Raw genomic sequence first — 17,583 nt, 5'->3', positions numbered from 1 at the left:
AAAATCACGGCGCCGGGTTGGGTTGCGATTTGTGGATCGCCTCGATGCCTTCCAGTACCGCATCGCTGAGCTTCAGCTCGCTGCTCGCCAGGTTGGCGTCCAGCTGCTCCAGCGAGGTGGCGCCGATGATGTTGCTGGTCACGAACGGGCGGCTGGTGACGAACGCCAGGGCCATCTGCGCCGGATCCAGGCCGTGCTCCCGGGCCAGGGCCACGTAGCGCGAGCAGGCGGCCACGGTCTCGGCGCCGTTGTAGCGCTGGAAGCGGCTAAACAGGCTCAGCCGTGCATTGGCAGGGCGGGCGCCGTTCTCGTATTTGCCCGAGAGCATGCCAAAGGCCAGGGGTGAGTAGGCCAGCAGGCCGCACTGCTCACGAATCGAGACTTCGGCCATGCCCACTTCGTAGCTGCGGTTGAGCAGGTTGTAGGGGTTCTGCACCGATACCACCCGGGACATGCCGCGCGCTTCGGCCAGCTGCAGGAATTTCATGGTGCCCCACGGCGTCTCGTTGGAGAGGCCGATGTGGCGGATCTTGCCGGCCTTGACCTGCTCGTCCAGCGCCTCGAGGATTTCCTCGATCGGCGTGGAGTCGCTGTCCTGGTGCTGGTAGCCGAGCTGGCCGAAGAAGTTGGTCGGGCGTTCCGGCCAGTGCAGCTGGTAGAGGTCGATCCAGTCGGTCTGCAGGCGCTTGAGGCTGGCGTCCAGGGCGGCGACGATGTGCTGGCGGTTGTGCTTGAGCTGGCCGTCGCGGATATGGGTGATGCCGTTGCCGGGGCCGGCGACCTTGCTGGCCAGGATCCAGTCGGCACGGTCACCGCGTTGCCTGAAGTAGTCACCGATGATCTGCTCGGTCTTGCTGTAGGTCTCGGCACGCGGCGGCACCGGGTACATCTCGGCGGTGTCAATGAAGTTGATGCCCCGGGCCTTGGCGCGGTCGATCTGCGCGAACGCCTCGCTGCCATCGTTCTGTTCGCCCCAGGTCATGGTGCCCAGGCACAGGGCGCTGACGTTGAGATCGGTTCGGCCGAGCTGGCGGTATTCCATTGGAGCGTCCTCTGACAAAAGGCCCATACAAGCAGGTTGAAATTTTTTTCGCAATCAGGATAATCCGCCTCCTCTTTCTGCGGTGGAAGTGATGCGCCGCCTGCCGAAGAATCTTGCCGTACGCGGACGCGCTGACCCGAGCCCCCGATAGCGCCCGCATCCGGCTGCCTTTGACTTGTCAAAGTACGCACTATTCAGTAAGATCCGCCGTCTATTTTTGCTGGGCGGCCCCTGAGGCTATAAAGAATGAAAACTTTTACCGCTAAACCGGAAACAGTAAAACGCGACTGGTTCGTCGTTGACGCTGCTGGTCAGACCCTGGGTCGTCTGGCTACAGAAATCGCGAGCCGTCTGCGTGGCAAGCACAAGCCCGAGTACACCCCTCACGTTGACACCGGCGACTACATCGTCGTCATCAACGCCGAGCAGGTACGTGTGACTGGCGCTAAAACCAGCGACAAAATGTACTACTCCCACTCCGGTTTCCCGGGCGGCATCAAGTCGATCAACTTCGAGAAGCTGATCGCCAAGGCCCCTGAGCGCGTGATCGAGACCGCGGTTAAAGGCATGCTGCCGAAGAACCCGCTGGGCCGCGACATGTACCGTAAGCTGAAAGTCTATGCGGGCGCTGCTCACCCTCATACTGCTCAGCAGCCTCAAGAACTGAAGATTTAACGGAATAGTTCATTATGTCGGCGACTCAAAATTACGGCACTGGCCGTCGCAAGACTGCAACCGCACGCGTTTTCCTGCGTCCGGGCACTGGCAAGATCTCCATCAACAACCGCACCCTGGACACCTTCTTCGGTCGTGAAACTGCCCGCATGGTAGTTCGCCAGCCGCTGGAGCTGACCGAGACTGTCGAGAAGTTCGACATCTACGTTACCGTCATCGGCGGTGGTGTGAGCGGTCAGGCTGGTGCGATCCGTCACGGTATCACCCGCGCTCTGATGGACTACGACGAGACCCTGCGTCCGGCCCTGCGTAAAGCAGGCTACGTGACCCGCGATGCTCGTGAAGTCGAGCGTAAGAAAGTCGGTCTGCGTAAAGCGCGTAAGCGTCCTCAGTACTCCAAGCGTTAATTCGCTGCTGTACTCGAAAACGCCCAGTTTCCTCACGGAGCTGGGCGTTTTTTATGGCCGGTCATTTTTGCCGCCGCCCTGCGGACCGTTGCAAGAGGCGGTGAGGCGCCCGGCCGTTTTTCGTTTCCTCTCCAGACTTCCTATCTATCGCCTGCTCTGCCTGTGTTGGCATGAGCCTGCTACCCACCGCTTCGTTGATGCGCGTCATGAGTCGTCCCGGCGGCCTGTGCGAATCTCGCGCCGGGTTGCAGTAGCGCCTGTCCGCCGTGACTTCCAGCGTCTTTACGCCCGTGGCCGCAGGTCGACCTGCGCGGGCCGGCCGGCTGAGGCTGTGGGGTAAAGTGCTTGATGAGCGTCCAATGGCTGCGCCTCTGGCCATGATCTGCAAGGCGGGTCGAGTGGCGTACGTGCGACGCTTCGATCATCCTCCGGCCGCTGCTGCGCGCGACCAACACTTACTTATTAGAGGCCTGAACAACAGGCCGGAAAGCCGATGGGAGACGACTGAATGAGCAATGACGGCGTGAATGCGGGCCGGCGTCGCTTTCTGGTGGCAGCCACTTCGGTGGTTGGGGCCGCCGGGGCGGTGGGGGCTGCAGTTCCGTTTGTGGGGTCGTGGTACCCGAGTGCCAAGGCCAAGGCCGCCGGGGCACCGGTCAAGGTGAACGTCGCCAAGATCGAGCCGGGCCAGCAGATGGTGGCCGAGTGGCGGGGCCAGCCGGTGTTCATCATGCGGCGCACCGAAACGATCCTGGCGAACCTCACCCGGATCGAAGGGCAGCTGGCCGACGCCGACTCCCAGCACTCGGTGCAGCCGGGTTACGTCGACCCGAAGACCCGCTCGATCAAGCCGGAAATCCTCCTGCTGGTCGGGTTGTGCACGCACCTGGGCTGCTCACCGTCGTTTCGCCCCGAAGTGGCCCCCGCAGATCTTGGCGAGAACTGGGTAGGCGGCTATTTCTGCCCGTGCCACGGCTCGCGCTACGACCTCGCCGGGCGAGTCTACAAGTCGCAACCGGCACCGCTGAACCTGCCGGTGCCGCCGCACAGCTACGAGTCGGCTGACGTGATCATCATCGGCGTGGATCAGGAGCAAGCAGGATGAGCAAATTGATGGAGTGGGTGGATGCGCGCTTCCCGGCCACCAAGATGTGGAACGACCACCTGGCCAAATACTACGCGCCGAAGAACTTCAACTTCCTGTACTTCTTCGGCTCCCTGGCGCTGCTGGTGCTGGTCAACCAGCTGCTCACCGGCGTATGGCTGACCATGAGCTATACGCCCACCGCCGACGCCGCCTTCGCCTCCGTCGAGGGCATCATGCGTGACGTGCGCACCGGCGATACGCCCCACGGCGCGATCCTGCGCTATATGCACTCGACCGGCGCCTCGGCGTTCTTCATCGTGGTCTACCTGCACATGTTCCGCGGCCTGCTCTACGGCTCCTACCAGAAGCCCCGCGAGCTGGTGTGGATCTTCGGCATGCTGATCTACCTGATGCTGATGGCCGAGGCCTTCATGGGTTACCTGTTGCCCTGGGGGCAGATGTCCTACTGGGGCGCCCAGGTGATCATCTCGCTGTTCGGCGCCATCCCCTACATCGGCGATGCGCTGACCGAGTGGATCCGCGGCGACTACCTGATCTCCGGCATCACCCTCAACCGCTTCTTCGCCCTGCACGTGGTGGCCCTGCCGATCGTCATCCTCGGCCTGGTGGTGCTGCACATCCTGGCGCTGCACGAGGTCGGCTCGAACAACCCGGACGGCATCGACATCAAGAAGTACAAGGACGAGAACGGCATCCCCCTCGACGGCATTCCCTTCCACCCGTACTACACGGTCAAGGATATCGTCGGTGTGGTGGTGTTCCTTTTCGTGTTCTGCTTCGTGGTGTTCTTCTTCCCGGAGATGGGCGGCTATTTCCTCGAGAAGCCCAACTTCGAGCAGGCCAATCCGTTCAAGACCCCCGAACACATCGCCCCGGTGTGGTACTTCACGCCGTTCTACGCGATCTTGCGCGCCATCCCCGACAAGCTGATGGGGGTGATCGCCATGGGCGCCGCCATCGCCGTGCTGTTCGTGCTGCCCTGGCTGGATCGCAGTCCGGTGCGTTCGATGCGCTACAAGGGCTGGCTGAGCAAGCTCTGGCTGCTGGTGTTCTGCGTGTCCTTCGTCATCCTCGGCGTGCTCGGCGTCCTGCCGCCCACCCCGGGCCGTACGCTGCTGTCGCAACTGTGCACGGCGCTGTATTTCGCGTACTTCATCCTGATGCCCTTCTACACCAGGATGGAAAAGACCAAACCCGTTCCTGAAAGGGTGACCGGCTGATGAGAAAGCTATTTGCTGCATGTGTGGTCGCGTTACTGCCTGCCTTCGCCCTGGCCGCCGGTGGCCACGGCATGGCGCTGGACGAGGCCGATATCGACCTGACCGACAAGGCTGCGCTGCAGGATGGCGCGCGCACCTTCGCCAACTACTGCATGGGCTGCCACAGCGCCAAGTTCCAGCGCTACGAGCGGGTTGCCGCGGACATCGGCGTGTCCGAACAGCAGATGATGGACAACCTGGTGTTCACCGGCGCCAAGATCGGCGACCACATGAACATCGGCATGAAGCCCGAGGACGCCAAGCGTTGGTTCGGCGCCGCGCCGCCGGATCTGACCCTGGTTGCCCGGGTGCGTGGCAACGACTGGCTGTACACCTACCTGCGCACCTTCTATGACGATCCGGCGCGGCCACTGGGCGCCAACAACCTGGTGTTCCCCAACGTCGGCATGCCCAATGTGCTGGGCAAGCTGCAGGGCCGCCAGTACATGGGCTGCAAGCAGGTGCAGGTGGTCGACGGTGGCAAGAAGCAGTACGACCCGCTGACCGGCACGCCGCTGACCCACGAGGCCTGCGACCAGCTGGTGCTCGAGCCCAACAGCGGCCAGCTCAGCCCCCAGGCTTTCGACGACAAGGTGCGCAACCTGGTGACCTTCCTGGCTTATTCGGCCGACCCCAACAAGCTGCACATGCGGCGCATCGGCACCTATGTACTGATCTACCTGGCGTTCTTCTTCGTATTCGCCTATCTGCTCAAACGCGAATACTGGAAAGACGTGCATTAGAAACTACCTGCCGGCTGCCTCGCCTACGTTTTTCAACGGCCAGCGAGGGCCGCTTCCGGTATCATGCTCGGCCCGCGCACTGCGCGGGCTTTTTTATGCCCTGGGATTTCATCCCATGGGCACCCGGGAGCCGTCGCTGCGACAGCGTTCCCGGCGTGTTCACGTTTCACGACTCTGGAGGATCGCCTTGGCTGCGACCAACCGGTTGGCCTGTTATTCCGACGCTGCCGACCACTACTCTCACCGCGTGCGCATCGTGCTTGCCGAGAAGAGCGTCGTTGTGGAAATCATCGACGTGGAGCAGGGCCGCTTCCCCAACAAGTTGCTGGAAGCCAACCCCTACGCGACCCTGCCGACCCTGGTCGACCGTGACCTGGCGCTGTACGAGCCGACTGTGATCATGGAGTACCTGGAGGAGCGTTACCCACATCCGCCGCTGATGCCGGTGTACCCGGTGGCGCGGGGTAATACGCGGCTGTTGATGCACCGCATCCAGCGCGACTGGTGCTCGCTGGTCGACCTGATTCTCGATGCGCGCAGCAAGGAGGCGGCCCGCGTGCAGGCGCGCAAGGAATTGCGTGAAAGCCTGACCGGGGTGTCGCCGTTGTTTGCTGAAAAAGCATTTTTTCTCAGCGACGAGCTGAGCTTGGTAGACTGCTGCCTGTTGCCGATTCTCTGGCGCCTGCCGGTACTGGGGATCGAATTGCCAAGGCCGGCCAAACCGCTGCTCGATTACATGGACAGGCAGTTCGCGCGCGAAAGCTTTCGCCGCAGCCTGTCGTCTGTCGAACGAGACATGCGCTGACCCATTTTTCTGGCGCACCGCAGTTAGCGCGCCATGTTCAGGAGGTTTGATGAACTCCAGTCGTCCTTATCTGATTCGCGCGCTGTACGAGTGGATCGTCGACAACGATTGCACCCCGCATCTGCTGGTCAACGCCGAGTACCCCGGCGTGCAGGTGCCGAGCCAGTTCGTCAGCGACGGGCAGATCGTGCTCAACGTGTCGCCTACCGCCGTGCGTGAACTGGCCCTCAACAATGACGCGGTCAGCTTCGAGGGTCGTTTTGGCGGTGTGGCTCACAGCCTGCACGTGCCGGCGCCCGCCGTACTGGCGATCTATGCGCGGGAAAACGGCCAGGGCATGGTCTTCGACCAGGAGCCGCCGCCTGTACAGAGCGAGGTCGAAGACGAGCAGACGCCGCCCGACGACGAGCCACCGCGGCCAAGCGGGCGGCCCAGCCTGAAGGTCGTCAAATAGATCTCTGTGCCGCTGCGCGATACCCCAATGCCGGTCTCTGATGACCGGCATTTTCTATTCCGCGGCACAGCAATTGCCACCTGGGTGATAGCATTTGGGCATTTCGTGCAATCTGCCTGAGCCGTTACGCTTGAACATGCACTTTGCACGGAAAACGGAATTTAAGTTATCCGTCAACCTATTGATAAATAAAGCATTTTTCTATTCAAAAAAGCTGGCACAGCACTTGCGATATTCATTGGGAAGCCACAGTCCTGAAGTTGGATGTGGCGAATTTGAATGAAACAGGAGTGTTGCCCATGAAACAGCCAATCAATAAGTTCGCTTTTGCCGCTATCACTGCGACCGCCCTGAGCTTGTCCGTGGCGGGTACCGCTTTCGCCGATACCTACAGCAACACCCAGCCAACCATGCTGGCTGCCAACTCGATGGACAAGGCTGAAGAAGCCGTGTCCGACACCTGGATCACCAGCAAGGTCAAATCCGCCTTCCTGGCTGACGACGGCCTCAGCGCTCTGGACATCAAGGTCGAGACCAACAAAGGCGTGGTCGCCCTGTCCGGCGTAGTGAAAACCGAAGCCGAGCGTGACCTGGCTGTTGCCAAGGCCAAAGAAATCAAAGGCGTTCAAGCGGTTTCCGCTGACGGCCTGAAAGCTGCCGACTGATCATGTGTTCGGCAGGCCGCACGGCCTGCCTTTCCACGACAGCAGGAGAATGAATCATGAATTCGGACATCATCAAAGGTAAGTGGAAGCAGCTCGGGGGCGACATCAAGGCGCGCTGGGGCAAGCTCACCAATGACGACGTGGATGTCGCCGAAGGCCACAGCGAATACCTGGCTGGCAAGCTGCAGGAACGTTATGGCTGGACCAAGGAAAAGGCCGAGGAAGAACTGCACGATTTCCGTAGCAAGTACTGACTCGCCACAGGCGTTACGCCACCGTTTCTAAAAGCCCCGGCCCCGTGCCGGGGCTTTTTGCTATGCAGCGTCAGAGCAGCCTGCCGCCGCGGCGCTGCTTCAAGTTCGCCACCCAGAGGCCGATACCCTGGGCACACTCGTCAGACACAGGACGTGGCATGTCGACCATCACTACTACCGGCGCCAGCGCCGTACCGCCGATTAAGGCTGCGCCCGCGCGCCTGGGCAATGAGGCCGGCGCTCCGGCCAGGACTGCCGGCGAGCCCGAGCAACAGCCCTCGGTTACCGTTACCCTCAGCGCTTATGCTCAGAAGCGCGCGCAGAGCATGCGTGAGGCGTTTGGCAAGCTGCGCGAGATGCAGGCCAGGCAGCAGGAGTCGCGCAAGGAGGCGGCGCGCCAGAAGCTGGAAGACATCAAGAAGCGCATCGAGATGCTCAAGCAGCTGGTCGTGTCGCTTGGGCCGGCAGGGGCGAAGGGTGCGCTGCGCCAACTCAAGCAACTGGCCCAGGAGCTGGGGCAGGCTGCCGCGGTACTGCAGGAAGCGTCCGGTGGCGGCAACCTGTCGGTTGTTGCGGCCCAGGGCGCGACTGGCGAGCGCGAGGCCGCTACTGCTCAGGCGCCGGCCACCGTCGAGGGGCCTAGCGAAGCTGCGCCGGTCGAGGCTGACGCACCTGCGGTTGATACCGAGGCCGTCGAGCAAGCCGTCGGTGAAGACGCCGAGCAGAGCGACGAGGCGGGGGCCAGCGAAGAGCCGGCCGGCGAACAGGCCCAGGCCACCCGCAACGAGCGCAACGAGCGCCAGCGCCGGGCCGATGGCGAGGAGCTGAAGAAGGTGGCTGCCCAGCTCAAGCAGCTGCTTGCCATGGTTCGCTCGCAGTTGGCCGCCAAGCCGGACGAAGACAGCAAGAAGCTCATTGACGGCATCAGCAAGCAATTGGCCGAGGTCGACAAGGCCGCTGGCCAGATGGCCGGCGGCGGCATGTCCCTGTCGATCGGCGCGGCGCTGTCGATCAGCGTCTAGGTTCAGGCAAGGATCGCCGCCAGCGCCGCGCGATCGACGTTGGCGCCGCTGAGTACCACCGCGGCGCGCTCGCCGCGATTGATCTCGCGCTCCTGAATCAATGCCGCCAGGGCAGCCGCACCGGCGCCTTCGGCCAGGTTGTGGGTGTCTTCGTGGTAGATGCGCATCGCCTGGCGGATTTCTTCGTCGTCGACCCGCACGATGCGCGCGGCACCGGCGCGGATAATTTCCAGCGCTTCGGGCTGCGGCATGCGACAGGCCATGCCATCGGCGATGGTGTCGGCGCTGTCGGTACAGATGATGCGTCCGGCGGCGAAACTCTGCGCGTAGCCGTCGGCGGCGCTGCTCACCACGCCGATCACCTCGGTCCCCAGGCCCAGCAGGTGGCGGGTACGGATCACCCCACAAATGCCCGAGCCCAGGCCAATAGGCACGTAGATGCGCTTGAGTGGCGGCGCCGCCTCGAACAGCTCCAGGGCATAGGTGGCCACGCCGCGGATCAGATCCGCATGTAGCGACGGTACGAAGTGCAGGCCGCGCTGGGCGGCCAGTTCGGCGGCCCGGGCGCGGGCCTCGTCGAAGTCGCGGCCATGCTCGATCACTTCGGCGCCCAGCGCCGCCATGGCGGCGTTCTTTTCCCGGGCATTGCCGTGCGGCACGACGATAACGATGGGTAACCCGGCCTGGCGCGCGGCCAGCGCCATGCTTTGCCCATGGTTGCCGCGGGTGGCCGAGATCAGCCCGCTGACGGCTGGCTCACGGCGCAGCAGGGCATCCACGTAGACCAGCCCGCCGCGCACCTTGAAGGCGCCGGTCGGCGTGTGGTTCTCATGCTTGACCCACACCTCGCAGCCCAGCCGTTCGGCCAGCAGCGGCCAGGCGAACTGCGGCGTTGCCGGAACGCTCGGGCGAATCAAGGTAACGGCTTGGCGCAGGGCGATGAGATCGAACATCGGGTGGTGCTCCAGAGAGGCTTTGACCCGATGCTACGGCTCGGGCATTGTATGGGTAAATCTTTATATTGCATGGCAAGCAATGTGGCTACCTGACCTCCAGGGCAGTGCGCTGCCCACCTATCTGGCGCTGGTCGAGGCGATTGCCGGAGCCATCGGCAAGGGCGAGCTCAAGCCCGGCGAACGGCTGCCACCGCAACGGCGCCTGGCCTGGGCGCTGGGCATCAACCCGAGCACGGTGATGCAGGCGTACCGCGAGGCGGCGCGGCGGCACCTGGTGTCCGGCGAGGTCGGGCGCGGCACCTACGTGTTGGCCGATAGCCACGAGGCCAGCCTGTTTCACCTCAAGCAGCCACGGTTGCCGGCCGATGGCATCGACCTGTCGACCAATGTGCCGGTGCATGATGGCGGCAGCGATGACCTGTCGCGCACCCTGCAGCGCCTGATTGCCGATGGTCGCCTCGATGCCCTGCAGGCCTATGCGCCGGCCGAGCTCGAGCAGCGTGGCCGGGTGGCTGTTAGCCAGTTGCTGCAGCTGCGTGGCGTGCATACACCGCCGTCCCAGGTGGCGCTCTGTGCCGGTGCCCAGCAGGGTGTATCGGCGGCGCTGCTGGCACTCTGCGAGGCGGGTGATCCGGTGCTTGCCGAAGCCTTCACCGCGCCCGGCATCAAGGCCGCCGCACGCCAGCTCAGGCTGCCGCTGCATGGCGTGGCGATGGATGAGCGCGGCATTCTTCCCCAGGATCTCGACCGCCAGGTACGCGCCACCGGAGCCCGGGGGCTGGTGCTTACCCCCTGCCTGCAGAACCCCACCGGCAGCAGCATGGATGGCGAGCGCCGCCAGCGCATCGCCGAGCTGATCGAGCGCCATGGCCTTTGGCTGATCGAGGACGACGTATACGGCGCGCTGGGCGAGCAGGCGCCGCTGTCTGCCGCTGTGCCGGCACGCAGCCTGTTGGTCAGCAGCCTGTCGAAAACCGTGGCGCCGGGCCTACGCCTGGGTTTCATGCAGGGGCCGCAGGCGCTGCTCAAGCGCATCGACCCCCAAGGGCATGCCACCAGCTGGGCTGTTTCGCCGCTGTGCCTGGCACTGGCCTGCGAATGGATCGAGGACGGCACCGCCGCCCGCAAGCTGGCCTGGCAACGGGAAGAATTGCAGCAGCGCTGGCGCCTGGCGGCCCGCGTGCTGGGCCCGCGCATGCCGACCGGCCGCGAGGTGGCGCCGCACCTGTGGCTGCACGCGCCGCACAGTGCCGAGCTGGTGCTGGCCTGTCGGGCCGCGGGTGTCGAGGTGGTGCCGGCCGAAGTCTTCGCCGTCGGCGCGGCCCAGGCCAGTGCGATTCGCATCAGCCTGGCCGCCGCGCGTAGCCGCGCCGAACTCAAGCAGGCGCTGGAGCGCATCGCCGAGGCCTGGCCGTTATGAGCGCGCCCCTTGCACCCCGACAGTAATAAGTGTCAGCTATGATCCGTGAAATTCACGATAAGGAACCGTGCATGTCCCTTTCTACAGACGGCGCTTTTATCGTCGTCAACACTGCCGAAGAAGCCGTTGACCGCCTGGCCGCGCTGCACCAGCGTGCCACCGAGGGCCTGAGCCAGGCGCTCAAGCGCTATCTGAAAGACCGCGTGCGCCCCGGTGCCGAGGAGCAGGAGCTGTTTCGCTACCCGGAACTGCGCCTGACCTACGATTGCCAGGGCGAAGTGCCGACCACCGTACGCGCCTACGCCAAGGTGCAGGTACCCGGTACCTACAGCATCACCATCACCCATCCGGCGGCCTTTCGTAAGTACCTGCTCGAGCAGCTGCAGCCGCTGATGGCGGACTTCACCCTGACCGTCGAGGTCGGGGTCAGCGAGCAGTACATTCCCTATCCCTACGTGGTGGAGCAGGGCGACGAGCTTGCCGGCTCCGGGGTGACCGCCGCCGAGCTGGCGCGGGTGTTCCCCAGCACCGACCTGTCGGCGGCCACCGATGGCACTGCCGACGGCCTCTACGACTGGGAGAATACCGACCCGCTGCCCCTGGCGCTGTTCGACGCCGCGCGGGTGGACTTTTCCCTGCGCCGCCTGGTGCATTACACCGGCAGCGACTGGCGCCATGTGCAGCCGTGGATTCTGCTGACCAACTACCACCGCTACGTCGACCAGTTCATCCGCCATGGCCTGGACATGCTCAATGCCGAGTCGCGTTTCGAGCGTATGGTGCTGCCTGGCAATATCGTCATTTCCCGCGGCATGCCGGAAGGCGAGATGCAGGCGATCATCGAGACCGTGGTCTGGCACCGTTACCAGATGCCGGCCTACCACCTGCAGGCCGCCGATGGCGATGGCATCACCCTGGTGAACATCGGCGTCGGCCCGTCCAACGCCAAGAACATCACCGACCATCTGGCCGTGCTGCGTCCGCATTGCTGGCTGATGATCGGCCACTGCGGCGGCCTGCGGCAGTCGCAGACCATCGGCGACTACGTGCTGGCCCACGCGTACATGCGCCGCGACGGCATTCTCGACCGCGTGCTGCCGCCGCACATCCCGCTGCCGGCCCTGGCCGAAGTGCAGCAGGCGCTGCAGGATGCTGCTGCCCAGGTGACTGGCGAGCGTGGTGACGACCTCAAGCGCCGCCTGCGCACCGGCACCGTACTGACCTACGACGACCGCAACTGGGAGCTGCGCTGGGCCCAGGAACGGCCGCTGATCAACCTGTCGCGAGCGGTGGCGGTGGACATGGAAAGCGGCACCATCGCCGCGCAAGGCTATCGCCTGCGCGTGCCGTACGGCACCTTGCTGTGCGTGTCGGACAAACCGCTGCACAGCGAGATCAAGTTGCCGGGCGCGGCGGGGGCGTTCTACGAGCGGGCGGTGACCCAGCACCTGCACATCGGCATCGCCGCGCTGGACTTGCTGCGTGGCCAGCTCAACTCGCTGCACTCGCGCAAGCTGCGCAGCTTCGACGAGCCGCCGTTCCGCTGAGGCCATTTCGTTGAAAGCCTGTTCTTTCAGCCCAGGTTCGTCGAATTTGGCAGCTAAGTGGCGAAAGCGACCGTTCGCCCCCCGTTAGGGTGGCTGGTGATTATCTGTGGGAGCGGGCCATGCCCGCGAAAAATCACGGGCATGGACTGGGCGTCCCCGCCCGTACCGACATGAGTCCGCCAGCATTACCGAGTTGTTTATATGCTCGGTTCCGCTCTGACGAGCGGGTTACTTTTGGCATTGCCCCAAAAGTAACCAAAAGGTCTAGCCCCGACATACGGCCCCGGCTTCGCCGGGGTTCCCTCGCTTCATCATTGTTCCGAGGGCTCGCCGCGAAGGGCCATCCTTGGCCCATCGCGGCTCTCGCGACATCCATGTCGCTCAACCCTCTCCACAACGATTCCACTCGGCCTCCTGAAGGGGCGATTGGCGTCGTCAGTTACTTTTGCACGAGAGGAAACATAAAAAGCCAAAGCGCTGGATGTCGGCTTTTGCCTTGTAGTTGCCGCTTCATGCTCATAAAGATCGTGGACAGGCTCTAAGACCAAGCCGCGCCGGCAATCCGGCGCGGTGCTTTACTTGCGGCTTTTACCCACCATCATCTTCCAGCGGTTGCGATTGAGCAGCACGTAGCCGGTCAGTTGCATGCCCGCGGCGATCACTAGGCTGCGGGTCAGGTCCGGGTCGGCTGGGCGCGGGCCACTGTAGATCGCGTACAGGGCATACAGGACGCCGATCAGGCCGAGAATGAAGAACACCAGGCCGAGGATGGTCAGGCGGTGCAGCTTGCGTGGCAGCATGGCAACAGTCGTCATGGATAACGGGGCGGCCAAACTAACCCGGAATTTGTGACGACGCCAGCCACCTTGGTCACTGGACATTGCCAGGATGGGCTAGATTATTGGGCAGGCATCCATGTTCGCGGAGTCGTGTCGAGGCGCCCATGCTGAAAAAGATATCCACGCAGGCGGTTCGCGTTGGCATGTTCATCCAGGGTTTCGATGGCAACTGGCTGTCACACCCGTTCTGGAAGAGTCGCTTCGTCATCGAAGACGCCGAAGACCTGGCCCGGGTGCGGCAGAGCGGTGTGAGCGGGGTATGGATCGATACCAGCAAGGGACTGGACGTGGCCAACCAGTCTGGCCCGGCGCCTGCTCCCGAGGCGGCCGTGCCGGTCGCCGAGCCGACTGTGGTGGCTGCCGTGGCGCGCTGCAGCGTGCGCGATGAGCTGCAGCGCGCCGCCAGGCTGATCAACCGCTCGAAGAAGGCCGTCACCGAGCTGTTCCAGGAGGCCCGCCTGGGCAATGCCATCAATGTCGAGGGCTGCATGCCGCTGGTCGCCGACATCAGCGAATCGCTGGCGCGCAACAGTTCGGCGCTGCTCGGCCTGGCGCGTCTCAAGCACAAGGACGAATACACTTACATGCATTCGGTGGCGGTATGCGCGCTGATGCTCTCTCTGGCGCGGCAACTGGGCCTGGACGAAGAGCACGCCCGTGAGGCCGGCCTGGCCGGGTTGCTGCACGACGTCGGCAAGATGGCCATGCCGCTCGAGGTACTGAACAAGCCCGGCAGCCTCAGCGACGCCGAATTCGCGGTGATGCGCAGCCATCCCGAGCGTGGCCACGCCATGTTGCGGGCGGCCGGTTCGCTGCCCGAGTCGGCGCTGGACGTCTGCCTGCATCATCATGAAAAGTACGATGGCAGCGGCTATCCGTACGGGCTCGCCGGCGAGAACATCAGCCTGCTGGCGCGCATGGGCGCGGTCTGCGACGTGTATGACGCCATCACCTCCAACCGCCCCTACAAGCATGCCTGGAGCCCGGCCGAATCCTTGGCGCGCATGGCGCAGTGGACGGGCCACTTCGACACCCGGGTGTTCCACGCCCTGGTGCGCACGGTCGGCATCTACCCATTGGGTTCGCTGGTGCGCCTGGAGTCGGGGCGCCTTGGTGTGGTGGTCGACCTGCTGCCGGGCAAGCTGACCACACCGGTGGTGCGGGTGTTCTTCTCGGCCAAGAGCAGGGCTGCCATCGCCCAGCAGGAAGTGGACCTGTCGCGGCCAGGCGCCAATGACCGTATCGTCGGGCGCGAGGACCCGGGCGAGTGGGGCTTCAGCAATCTCGACGACTTCTGGCGCTAGTCAAGCCGATAACGGCAGCTGCACGCTGAACCGCGTACCCTTTCCCGCCCGTTCGCAGTGTGCCTGCCCGCCGTGGGCTTGGGCGATGGCCTTGACCACCGCCAGGCCGAGGCCGCTACCGCCGCTGTGGCGTGAGCGCGACGGCTCGCCACGGCGAAACGCCTCGAACACCTGGGCAGCCAGTTCGGCGTCGATACCGGGGCCGTCGTCGGTCACGCTCAGCCGGTAGCCGCCAGCCGCCACGCCGGTTTCGATGCGCAGCTGGCCAGGGTCGGCATGGGCCAGGGCATTTTCCAGCAGGGCGATCAGCGCCTGGCGCAGGCGAAAGGTGTCGCAGACCACCGCGGTGTGTTCGTCCAACTGCAGCTGCACCTCGAAGCCGCGAGCCTGCAGCCGGCCGGAGAAGGCCTGCACCGTGGCGGCGATGGTCTCGGCGGGGCAGGTGGTGGCCAGGTCCAGTTGCAAGTGGTCGCTGTCGTTGAGGCTCAGCACGCGCAGGTCTTCGATCAGCCGGCCAAGTCCCTCGACCTGGCGCAGCAGCCCCTGGAAGGTTTCCGCGCTGGGCGCAAATACGCCTTCGGCCAGGCCTTGCAGGCGCCCGCGCAGGATGGTCACCGGGGTGCGCAGCTCGTGGGCCACCGCGGCATTCCAGAACTGCTGTTCGCGGGTCACGCTCTGCAGGCGCTCGGCCATGGTGTTGAAGTCGCGTACCAGCTGGCCGGTTTCGCCCAGCGCCTGATCATCCGGCGCGGCGCGGGCCTGCAGGTTGCCCTGGGCAATCTCCCGCAGGCTGTGGGCCACCGAGTTGAGCGGGGTGAGAATGCGCCGCGACAGGCGGATGCCCACATAGCCGGCGATGCACAGCGCCACGAAGATGGTGCCGACCATCCACAGCATCTCGATGCCGGAAGGCACCCAGGTTTCCGAGATGCTGCCGGGGGCGAGGGTCGAGGCCACGGCGTAGAAGGCGTAGCTGCCGACGATCGACAGCAGGATCACGCCCACCGCCATGATGCTCAGCGACAGCAGGATCTGCCGGCGCAGGCTCACTGCACCGTTCATGTGCCGCTGCCGAAGCGATAGCCGACGCCGCGCACGCTGACCGGCGTGCCCCGGATGTCGAGGGTTTCCAGCTTGCGGCGCAGCTTGCTGATATGGCTGTCCACGGTGCGCTCCTGGGTGTCGCCTTCGGGCAGGCAGCCGACCAGCAGTTCGGCGCGGCTGAATACGCGTTTTGGAGTACGCATCAGGGTAACCAGGATCTTGAATTCGGTCAGGGTCAGGTCCAGTGCCTGCGGCTGGTCGCCGCCGATGACGGTAGCCTCATGATGATCCAGGTCGACCTCGAAGCGGCCCACCCGTAGTCGGCGGCTGCCGGCCGCGCCGCTGGTCTTGGCACGCCTGAGCACTGCGGTGACCCGGGCCACCACCTCGGCCGGGTTGAAGGGCTTGACCACGTAGTCGTCGGCACCGATGCGCAGGCCCATCAGCTTGTCGATGTCCTGATCCAGGGCGGTGAGCATGATCACCGGCGTGTCGCCACGGTGACGAATCTCGGCCAGCACCTGCCAGCCATCCAGGCGCGGCATCTGCACGTCGAGCAGTACCAGGTCGGGTTTGAGCGCCTGGTGCTGGTTCAGCGCCTCCTGGCCGTCGCGGGCGTGCACCGTGCGCAAGCCGCCACGCTGCAGGTAGGCGGCAAGGATCTCGGCGATCTCGCTCTCGTCCTCGGCGATCAGGATCAGCGCATCCTGGCGGGGTGTTGCGGTGGGCGGCAACGTCATGAATTTCACCTTTTCGGCTGGCCTCCACATTATCTCCACAAAAGCTCGAATCAATCCCGATTGTTTGCGCCGACACTCGCCTTCAGATGCTGCGCTTGGTGCGCAGGACCAAATCATCTGTGAGGTTGGCAAGGTTATGGGAAGTCATAAGGGGTGGTACGTCATCGGCCTTTGCCTGTGCGCCCTGATATTGAGCGGTTGTGATTCGGCAGAGCAGGAGGCGCAAGCGGCGCCCGCGCAGGTCTCGATAATGACCCTGACGGCGCAGGCCCTGGAAATCAGCGAAGACCTGCCGGGGCGCGTTGCCGCCTTGCGCAGCGCGGAGATTCGCCCGCAGGTCAGCGGCATCGTGCAGCGCCGGTTGTTCGAGCAGGGCGCCGACGTCAAGGCCGGCGCCGCGCTGTTCCAGATCGATGCGGCGCCCTTCGCCGCCGAGGTGCAGACCGCCGATGCGGCTCTCAAGCGCGCCCAGGCGGTGCTTTCGCGCGCACGTATCCAGGCCGAGCGCCTACAGCCGCTGGTGAGCGCCGAGGCGGTCAGCCAGCAGGTCTATGACGATGCCGCTTCCCTGCGCGAGCAGGCCGCCGCCGACGTGGCCCAGGCCGAGGCGGTGCTGGCGCGCAAGCGCCTGGACCTGAAGTTCGCAACGGTCAACGCACCGATTGCCGGCCGCGTCGATCAGGCGCAGGTCTCCGAAGGCGCCCTGGTGGCGAGCACCGACACGACGCCCATGGCCACCGTGCAGCAGATCGACCAGGTGTATGTCGATGTGCGCGAGTCGGCCACCCGCCTGGAGCGCTGGCGCCATGCCCTGGGCAGTCAGTTGGCCCCTGGCGCCGATGGCGTGCAGGTCGAGGTACTCGACAGCAGCGGCAAGGCCTATGGGCTGAGCGGCAGGATCCTGTTCTCGGGGATCAGCGTGGATGCCGGCACCGGCAACCTGCTGCTGCGTATCCAGGTCGACAACCCCCACCGCCAGTTGCTGCCGGGCATGTACGTGCTGGCGCGGGTGCCACGGGCGCATTACGGCGCTGCCCTGAGCGTGCCGCAGCAGGCGGTGCTGCGCCGCGACGGCCAAGCCAGCGTGTGGGTGCTGGGCGAAGGCGAGCAGGTGCGGCGGGTGCCGGTCGAGCTGGGTGAGCTGGTGGCGCGTCGCTACCGCATCGCGTCCGGGCTCAGTGCCGGCCAGCGGGTGGTGATCGAAGGCCTCGAACGCCTTGAGGAGGGCGTTGCGGTCAACGCGCGACCTTGGCAATCCGGCACGGCTGGCGAGCTGGCCAGCTCGGCCGCGCGCTGATC

19 protein-coding genes are annotated in these 17,583 nt (G+C 64.7%); 14 read left to right on the top strand and 5 right to left on the bottom strand.

Annotation, left to right across the window (positions count from 1 at the left end; translation table 11 throughout):
- Positions 1 to 4 precede the first annotated feature (4 nt).
- Positions 5 to 1,042, bottom strand: coding sequence for an NADP(H)-dependent aldo-keto reductase (locus BM154_RS21915; protein WP_074889510.1), 1,038 nt, complete (start codon positions 1,040 to 1,042; stop codon positions 5 to 7).
- A 246-nt stretch (positions 1,043 to 1,288) separates the two neighbouring features.
- Here BM154_RS21915 and rplM point away from each other — a divergent pair, with 246 nt between their 5' ends.
- From rplM to BM154_RS21865, 10 genes are all read left to right on the top strand, one after another.
- Positions 1,289 to 1,717 carry a 50S ribosomal protein L13 gene (rplM, locus tag BM154_RS21910; RefSeq protein WP_013789889.1) on the top strand — a complete coding sequence of 143 codons (429 nt, stop codon included), beginning with the start codon at positions 1,289 to 1,291 and terminating at the stop codon, positions 1,715 to 1,717.
- Positions 1,718 to 1,731: 14 nt separating this feature from the next.
- Positions 1,732 to 2,124, top strand: coding sequence for a 30S ribosomal protein S9 (rpsI, locus tag BM154_RS21905; RefSeq protein ID WP_013789890.1), 393 nt, complete (start codon positions 1,732 to 1,734; stop codon positions 2,122 to 2,124).
- A 508-nt stretch (positions 2,125 to 2,632) separates the two neighbouring features.
- Positions 2,633 to 3,229, top strand: a complete 597-nt coding sequence (gene petA / locus BM154_RS21900; protein ID WP_074889506.1) for a ubiquinol-cytochrome c reductase iron-sulfur subunit — start codon at positions 2,633 to 2,635, stop codon at positions 3,227 to 3,229.
- A complete protein-coding gene (locus BM154_RS21895; protein WP_074889503.1) occupies positions 3,226 to 4,452 on the top strand; it encodes a cytochrome b in 1,227 nt (408 codons plus the stop codon). Before petA ends, BM154_RS21895 begins: the two co-directional genes overlap by 4 nt.
- Positions 4,452 to 5,234, top strand: a complete 783-nt coding sequence (locus tag BM154_RS21890) for a cytochrome c1 (RefSeq protein ID WP_074889500.1) — start codon at positions 4,452 to 4,454, stop codon at positions 5,232 to 5,234. Before BM154_RS21895 ends, BM154_RS21890 begins: the two co-directional genes overlap by 1 nt.
- Before the next feature lie 187 nt (positions 5,235 to 5,421).
- Entirely contained in the window at positions 5,422 to 6,039 is a 618-nt protein-coding gene (locus tag BM154_RS21885) for a glutathione S-transferase N-terminal domain-containing protein (RefSeq protein ID WP_074889497.1), read from the top strand.
- A 49-nt stretch (positions 6,040 to 6,088) separates the two neighbouring features.
- Complete coding sequence (locus BM154_RS21880) at positions 6,089 to 6,493, top strand: ClpXP protease specificity-enhancing factor (protein ID WP_074889493.1); 405 nt, start codon at positions 6,089 to 6,091, stop codon at positions 6,491 to 6,493.
- 299 nt (positions 6,494 to 6,792) lie between these two features.
- Positions 6,793 to 7,158 (top strand): BON domain-containing protein, encoded by a 366-nt coding sequence (locus BM154_RS21875; RefSeq protein WP_074889490.1) that lies wholly within the window; start codon positions 6,793 to 6,795, stop codon positions 7,156 to 7,158.
- Positions 7,159 to 7,214: 56 nt separating this feature from the next.
- On the top strand, positions 7,215 to 7,412 hold the full coding sequence (locus BM154_RS21870; RefSeq protein ID WP_074889487.1) for a CsbD family protein: 198 nt from the start codon (positions 7,215 to 7,217) through the stop codon (positions 7,410 to 7,412).
- 158 nt (positions 7,413 to 7,570) lie between these two features.
- Positions 7,571 to 8,434, top strand: coding sequence for a hypothetical protein (locus tag BM154_RS21865; RefSeq protein WP_074889484.1), 864 nt, complete (start codon positions 7,571 to 7,573; stop codon positions 8,432 to 8,434).
- Between the two features lie 2 nt (positions 8,435 to 8,436).
- Here the strand turns inward: BM154_RS21865 and BM154_RS21860 are convergent, their stop codons facing one another.
- Positions 8,437 to 9,387 (bottom strand): threonine dehydratase, encoded by a 951-nt coding sequence (locus BM154_RS21860; RefSeq protein WP_074889481.1) that lies wholly within the window; start codon positions 9,385 to 9,387, stop codon positions 8,437 to 8,439.
- 82 nt (positions 9,388 to 9,469) lie between these two features.
- Here BM154_RS21860 and BM154_RS21855 point away from each other — a divergent pair, with 82 nt between their 5' ends.
- Positions 9,470 to 10,810 carry an aminotransferase-like domain-containing protein gene (locus tag BM154_RS21855; RefSeq protein WP_074889478.1) on the top strand — a complete coding sequence of 447 codons (1,341 nt, stop codon included), beginning with the start codon at positions 9,470 to 9,472 and terminating at the stop codon, positions 10,808 to 10,810.
- Between the two features lie 71 nt (positions 10,811 to 10,881).
- A complete protein-coding gene (gene amn, locus BM154_RS21850) occupies positions 10,882 to 12,357 on the top strand; it encodes an AMP nucleosidase (RefSeq protein ID WP_074889476.1) in 1,476 nt (491 codons plus the stop codon).
- Between the two features lie 575 nt (positions 12,358 to 12,932).
- Here amn and BM154_RS21845 read toward each other — a convergent pair.
- On the bottom strand, positions 12,933 to 13,157 hold the full coding sequence (locus BM154_RS21845) for a hypothetical protein (RefSeq protein ID WP_074889474.1): 225 nt from the start codon (positions 13,155 to 13,157) through the stop codon (positions 12,933 to 12,935).
- Positions 13,158 to 13,300: 143 nt separating this feature from the next.
- Between BM154_RS21845 and BM154_RS21840 the strand changes: the two genes are divergently transcribed.
- Entirely contained in the window at positions 13,301 to 14,500 is a 1,200-nt protein-coding gene (locus BM154_RS21840) for an HD-GYP domain-containing protein (protein WP_074889471.1), read from the top strand.
- On the opposite strand, the gene BM154_RS21835 is transcribed toward BM154_RS21840, so the two are convergent.
- Both BM154_RS21835 and BM154_RS21830 read right to left on the bottom strand, forming a co-directional pair.
- Positions 14,501 to 15,562 (bottom strand): ATP-binding protein, encoded by a 1,062-nt coding sequence (locus BM154_RS21835; protein WP_074889468.1) that lies wholly within the window; start codon positions 15,560 to 15,562, stop codon positions 14,501 to 14,503.
- Positions 15,559 to 16,284, bottom strand: coding sequence for a response regulator (locus BM154_RS21830; protein WP_074889465.1), 726 nt, complete (start codon positions 16,282 to 16,284; stop codon positions 15,559 to 15,561). The genes BM154_RS21835 and BM154_RS21830 overlap by 4 nt, the downstream gene beginning before the upstream one ends.
- 250 nt (positions 16,285 to 16,534) lie before the next feature.
- Between BM154_RS21830 and BM154_RS21825 the strand changes: the two genes are divergently transcribed.
- Positions 16,535 to 17,581 carry an efflux RND transporter periplasmic adaptor subunit gene (locus tag BM154_RS21825; protein ID WP_244157250.1) on the top strand — a complete coding sequence of 349 codons (1,047 nt, stop codon included), beginning with the start codon at positions 16,535 to 16,537 and terminating at the stop codon, positions 17,579 to 17,581.
- Positions 17,582 to 17,583: the final 2 nt, after the last annotated feature.

Source organism: Phytopseudomonas argentinensis (assembly GCF_900113905.1).
In the GTDB taxonomy this organism is placed as follows: Bacteria; Pseudomonadota; Gammaproteobacteria; order Pseudomonadales; family Pseudomonadaceae; genus Aquipseudomonas; species Aquipseudomonas argentinensis.
The sequence above is the reverse complement of the archived record's forward strand: the minus strand, read 5'-3'. Positions and strand labels throughout refer to the sequence as shown.